The organism is uncultured Sphingomonas sp., assembly GCF_964021865.1.
Taxonomy (GTDB): Bacteria; Pseudomonadota; Alphaproteobacteria; order Sphingomonadales; family Sphingomonadaceae; genus Sphingomonas.
This window is the reverse complement of the sequence record NZ_CAXIAM010000091.1, coordinates 1-6,336: the sequence shown is the minus strand read 5'-3', so window position 1 is coordinate 6,336 and position 6,336 is coordinate 1. Positions and strand designations below refer to the sequence as shown.

The 6,336-nt window shown below is 67.8% G+C and carries 5 protein-coding genes; all 5 read right to left on the bottom strand.

The window, feature by feature from the left end:
• Positions 1-1,785: glucans biosynthesis glucosyltransferase MdoH (gene mdoH / locus AADI75_RS15775; RefSeq protein ID WP_341209940.1), on the bottom strand; the 1,785-nt coding region annotated here is incomplete at its 3' end.
• Entirely contained in the window at positions 1,782-3,272 is a 1,491-nt protein-coding gene (locus AADI75_RS15770) for a glucan biosynthesis protein (RefSeq protein WP_341209939.1), read from the bottom strand. The genes AADI75_RS15770 and mdoH, both read right to left, overlap by 4 nt.
• Positions 3,273-3,347: 75 nt before the next feature.
• Positions 3,348-4,142 (bottom strand): thymidylate synthase, encoded by a 795-nt coding sequence (locus AADI75_RS15765; protein WP_341209938.1) that lies wholly within the window; start codon positions 4,140-4,142, stop codon positions 3,348-3,350.
• Positions 4,143-4,654: 512 nt separating this feature from the next.
• A complete protein-coding gene (locus AADI75_RS15760; RefSeq protein WP_341209937.1) occupies positions 4,655-5,377 on the bottom strand; it encodes a methyltransferase domain-containing protein in 723 nt (240 codons plus the stop codon).
• 6 nt (positions 5,378-5,383) lie between these two features.
• A partial coding sequence (prfB, locus tag AADI75_RS15755) for a peptide chain release factor 2 (RefSeq protein ID WP_341209936.1) occupies positions 5,384-6,336 on the bottom strand: 953 nt, incomplete at its 5' end.

Below are 6,336 nucleotides of genomic sequence, written 5' to 3'. Positions count from 1 at the left end.
CGGCACCGGCGGCGGCGCTTCCCGACCGGCGTCGGTCACGAAGACCCCGGCCCGCGCTGCGCGGGCGCCCCATCGTTCGCTGGCGGTCCATTGCACGATCAGCGGCGACAGCAACAGTCCGGCGGTGACCGGCGACAGCCACAGTGCTGCCGACGGCATCAGCGGCGATAGCGCGAGCAGCACCACCCCCGCTCCCATATGCCAGCGATAGCGCGGCAGGATCGCGGACATCGGCAGCCCATCGACCCGACGGTTCTGCGCATGCCATTCCGCCTTGCGCTGCGTGGCGATCCCGATCAGGTCGATCGTCTGCGTCAGCGCGATCCCCGGCGCGGCAAGTGTCGATAGCGGCACGTCGACCAGCACCGAGCGCAGGATGCCGCCCGCCCCACCCAGCGCCTGCCGCCGACGCGCATCGGTCAGCGCGTGAAGGATACCCAGCAGCTTCGGCCCGAACAGCAACGCCAGCGTCAGTTCCAGCACCATCCCCGAAGGATCGCCCGACATCAGCCCCGGCTCGCCGCGCACCGCCTGCACCACGCTCACCGCGATCAGCAACAGCCACAAGGGCGAGGCGAGATACCCCGCAGCGCCCAACAGCAACTGCAACCGGTTAATCCAGTGGAAGCCCGACGCGCCGAGCAGCGCCATGTGCTGGAGGTTGCCCTGTGCCCAGCGCCGGTCCCGCACCCCGGCGTCGATCAGCGTCGGGGGATATTCCTCGAACGTCTCTTCGGTCATCACCATGTGCACGCGCCAGCCGCGCCGCCGCAGCAGCGCCGCCTCGACGACGTCGTGGCTCATGATCGTGCCCCCGAACGGCGGCGCGCCCGGCAGCACCGGCAGCCCACAACTGTCGGCAAAGGCCTGCACGCGGATCAGCGCATTGTGCCCCCAGAAGGTCGCCTCCGCGCCCGACCACCAGACCAGTCCGGCGGTCGCGGCGGGGCCATAGATGCGGCTGGAAAATTGCATCCAGCGCTGGAACAGCGTCGATGCGCCGATCACCTGCGGGACGGTCTGGAGCAAGGCGACGCCGGGCCGGCGGTCCATGATCTGCGTCATGCCGACAATCGTCTCGCCGCCCATCAGGCTGTCGGCGTCGAGCATCAGCATGTAATCGTAAGCCGCGCCATGGCTGCGGAGCCAGTCGGCGATATTGCCCGGCTTTCGCCCGACATTCTCCAGGCGGCGACGGTAATAGATCGCGCACTCGGACCGCTCGGCCAGCGCCTGCCATGCCGCCACTTCGGCAGCCTCGTTCTCGGCGGCGGAATCGCTCAGGATGAAGAAGTCGAACGCACCGCACGTGCCGGTGCGCGCCAACGCCTCGGCCATCTGTGCCAATCGCCCGCATACTTCGCCGATGTCCTCATTGTGCACCGGCATCAGGATCGCGGTTCGGCCCTTCAGCGGCTCGGACCAGCGCGGCATCGGCATGAAGCCGGGGTGGAGCCCCGTCGCCAGCACGATATAGCCGACCACGGTGTTGATGAACCCGAACGCAAGCAAGGCGAACAGCGGGAAGAACACCGTCAGCAACAGCATGTCGCTGATCGTCAATCCGTCGGTCAGTACCGATTCCTTGAGCGTCGTCGACGCCGCGAGTGCCAGCACGAGCGTCAGCAGCACCAGCAAGGCGCGCCGCGCGAAGATGTCCGCGCCCGATCCGATCGCCCCGTCGAACGGGTCCGGCGCGCGCTCGGGCGGCGGCCGTCCGTCGAACCGCTGCTCGGGCATCTCGAGCGGCGCGGGCGCGGGCAAGCGGGGGCGCGGATTGCTCATGGTCGGTAGAGCGGCACCAGCAGCGTCTCGCTGAGCGCCGCATTGCCGCGCTTCAGGAACAGCCGTACATCGGCGGGGCCGTTCGCCTCGGGCGCGATATCGGCGGTGACGCGCCAGCGATTGCGCTGGCCGACGACCGGATAGGCCGCGCTTTCCAGCAGCCTGCCGCGCGCGATGCCAACGTCGGCGCTCACCCCGCTTTGCCGCGTCAGCCCGGCGAGCCCGTCACCGACGAAATCCGCCACCAGCTTCACCGCGCCCGCGATCGGCTCGGCACCGGGCCGCCCTGCGCTGCCGGTCCAGCTGTCGACGACATGCGCGACGCGGTCGATGGTCGGATCGTCGCCGCCCCATGTCAGCCGATAGTCATAGGCGAGCCGCTGCCCCGCGCGCACCGGCGCGCCCGGCGTCCAGAAGCAGACGACATTGTCGGTCGTCTCGCCCGCGGTCGGGAAAGCATACAGGATCACGCGCCCGCTGCCCCATTGCCCCTGCGGTTCGATCCACAGATTGGGCCGCCGATCGTAGAACGCGCCATCATCCTGATAATGATCGAAATTGTGGTCACGCTGGAGCAGGCCGAACCCTCGAATATCGTCTGCCGCGAAGCTGTCGGTGGTCGGCTGCGCCGGGTTGCGGAGCGGCCGCCAGACCCGTTCGCCCCCGGCCGTGCGCATCGCCAGACCATCCGAATCATGGATCTCGGGCCGCCAGTCGGCCGCGGTCTTGTGGCGGCGATCGTCGTACCAGAACATGCTGGTCGCCGGCGCGATGCCGAGCCGCGCGACCGTCTTGCGCAGGAACAGCACCGACGACACGTCCTGCACCACCGCCTTGGGGTGTCGCGACACGAAGCGATACGCACCGGTCAGGCTCTCGCCATCCAGCAGCGCATAGATCGTGTACCCGCCGTCGCCGAGCGGCTCGATCCAGAATTCGGTGAAGACGGGGAACTCTTCCTTCTCCAGCCCGGTATCGATCGCGACGCCACGCGCCGAGAGGCCATATTGGTCGAGCGCGCCGGCCGAGCGGAAATAGGACGCGCCCATATAGGCGAGCCAATCGCTGTCCTTGCCCCGCTCCATGACGCGGAAGCCAGCGAAGCCCGGTGCCGGCGTCACGCCGGCCTTCGTCTCGAACAAGGACGGCGCATACTCGACCTGCGTCGCACGACCGTTGGCGACGGTATGGAGCGTAACCGGCACCGGCGCGTATTTCCCAAGTGGAAACGGCCGGATACCGCCCGCCAGCGTCTTGTCGGCGCGGTAACGGATCCCGCCGACCGCGTCGTAATCGAGCGCAGCGGCGGCCGCGACCGGCGGCACCGCGCGATACGGCTGCCTGGCCAGCGCCTCCGCGCGTTGCTGAAGCATCGCCCAGGAAAAGGGCGTCGAACTGCCCGCGCGTGTCTGCGCCCGGGCCAGCGCCGGCCAGAGCGCCGCAGCGCCCGTCGCCAGCATCGCATCGCGTCGGCTGATAATCGTCATGGCTGCGAAACAAGCTAGGCCAACGATTGTTGCAACGCAAAACGCCCGCGACACACCGCCGCACAGGCGCGACGGTCAGACCGACACTGCCGCCCTGATATGCGGCTGCGCCTCATAACCGTTCAGAACAAAATCCTCGGGCTCGTACGCATCGATGGACGCCGGACGACGCGCCAGCGTTATCGTCGGCAGCGCGGTCGGCGTGCGCGCGAGCTGCGTCTCGGCCTGTTCGAGATGGTTGAGGTACAAATGGCAGTCGCCGCCGGTCCAGATGAACTCGCCGACGTCCAGATCGCATTGCTGCGCGAGCATGTGCGTGAGCAGCGCGTAGCTGGCGATATTGAACGGTACGCCGAGGAAGATGTCCGCCGAGCGCTGGTACAATTGCAACGACAGCCGCCCGTTCGCGACATGCGTCTGGAAAAGGCAATGACACGGGCTGAGCGCCATCGCATGCAGCTCGCCCGGGTTCCAGGCGGTGACGATCTGCCGTCGCGACGCCGGGCGCGTGCGGATCTCGTCGATCAGCAGGGCGATCTGGTCGATGTGCCGCCCATCCGCCGCCGCCCAGTCGCGCCATTGCTTGCCATAGACCGGGCCGAGATCACCGTTCTCGTCGGCCCATTCGTCCCAGATGCTGACCTTGCGCTCCTGCAGCCAGCTGACGTTGGTGTCGCCGCGCAGGAACCACAGCAGCTCGATGATGATCGAGCGCAGGTGGAGCTTCTTGGTGGTGAGAACCGGGAAGCCCTGCGCCAGATCGAAGCGCATCTGATGCCCGAAGACGCTGAGCGTCCCGGTGCCGGTCCGGTCGTCCTGCCGCACGCCCGAATCGAGCACGCGGCGCATGAGGTCGAGATATTGCTGCACGCTGCGCGTGGTAGCGCGAGGAAGCCGGTCGCGCCACCAGGCGGCGGGTGGTAAGAATGATGCAACGGCCAGAAGAGGAGGTGCGGATGCCAGTGAAGGATTTGAAAGGCCCGCCGCCGCGCGATCCGCGCGAGATTGCCCTGACGTTCGAGTTGTTCGTTCGGCTGAACCCGGAACTGGACTGGTGGCCGCGCTGGCGCGACGGTGGAGGTGACGCCGGTGCGGTCGAAACGGCGCCGGCACGACCGCCATCACTGGGTGGAGGGGGTGCCGTAAAGGCTTGCGACTGAAGCGAAGCCACTCAAACACATCGCGGAGTCAACGTCGTCATTCCCGCGCAGGCGGGAATCCAGACGCGCAGGCTTTTTGATGGAAGCGCGACGTCAGAGGTTCTGGATCCCCGCCTGCGCGGGGATGACGAAACAAATTGCCGTTGGATCGGGATTTCCGCTTCCGCCCGGGACCACGAAGAGGCGGGATTCTTAATCAAGTCCGGAACGACGAAGCGACCTTTACTTCATCCTACACGCAACAATCTCCGCCGGATCGGGCCGCCGCCCCGCCGCACGGAACGTCGCCAGATACCCGCCCGCCGACCGCAATTCTCGGAACCCGACCTGCGCATAACCCACCGCCGCGAATTCACAGCGCAGTAGCCGCGGCGGGGTGCCGTGCTGCTCGGTCGGGCGGTCGGCGTCGACCACCACCACCAGTCCGTCGCGGCGCAGCGACGGGCGCATCCGCCACAGGAATTCATACGGCTGCGCGATCTCGTGATACATATGCACCATGAAGATCCGGTCGAAGCTGTTGTCGGGCAGCCGCGGATCGGCGGGCTGGCCCAGCCGCACGCTGACATTGTCGAGCCGCTCGCGCGCGACGCGCTCGGCCAGCGCCTCGTGCACCGCGGGCACCACGTCCTCGGCCAGCACCCGCCCGTTCTCGCCGACGCGCGCCGCCAGCCGGATCGTGTAATAGCCCTCGCCTGCGCCGATATCGGCGACCGTCATCCCCTTGCGGATGTCGGCGAGGTCCATCACCCGCCCGGCCTCGCCCAGCCGGTCGCGCGTCTCCTCGGTCGACCAGCGCGGCGAGACGATGTTCGCGATCGGACGATCGGCGGCCGGGAACGGCCCCGGCTCCTTGGTCTTGTGCTCGATCAGCGGCTTGGACCCGTCGCACGCCGCCAGCAGCAGCACGGCCACCGCCGTCAGGGCGAACACGGGCGCGCGCATGGCCACTTAGTCGACGTCTTCCACGACCACCGCCTCGCCGGTCACGCGTTGCGACAGCGCCGCGGCCATGAACTCGTCGAGATCGCCGTCCAGCACGTCGCCCGGCGCGGTGCTGGTCGCGCCGGTGCGCAGGTCCTTCACCAGCTGATAGGGCTGGAGCACATAGCTGCGGATCTGGTGACCCCAGCCGATGTCGGTCTTGGTGGCGTTCTCGGCATTGGCGACCGCCTCGCGCTCGGCGAGTTCGCGCTCGTAGAGGCGCGCGCGCAGCTGGTTATACGCCTCGGCCTTGTTCTTGTGCTGCGACCGCTGGTTCTGGCACTGCACCACGATGCCGGTCGGCAAGTGCGTGATGCGCACCGCAGAGTCGGTGGTGTTGATGTGCTGCCCGCCCGCACCCGACGCACGATAGGTGTCGATGCGCAGGTCGCCTTCGTTGATCTCGACCTCGATGTTGTCGTCGATCACCGGATAGACCCAGACGCTCGAAAAGCTCGTATGGCGACGCGCGGCGCTGTCGTACGGGCTGATCCGCACCAGCCGGTGCACGCCCGATTCCACCTTGGCATAGCCATAGGCGTTCTCGCCCTTCACCAGCAGCGTCGCGCTCTTGATCCCGGCCTGCTCCCCGGCGTGATAGTCGACCAGCTCGACCTTCATGCCGCGCCGCTCGGCCCAGCGCGTGTACATACGCTGCAGCATCCCGGCCCAATCCTGGCTCTCGGTGCCGCCCGCGCCGGCGTTGATCTCAATATAGCTGTCGTTGGCATCGGCCTCGCCCGCCAGCAACGCCTTGACCTTGTCGGCCTGCGCGCGATCGGCGAGCGTCTTGAGCGCGGCGACGCCTTCGTCGGCCATCTCGGCATCGCCCTCGGCGTCGGCCATCTCGATCAGCTCGGCGGTATCGGACAGCTCGCGCTCGATGTCGCGCGTCGCCGTGATCGCCTCGTCGAGCCGGC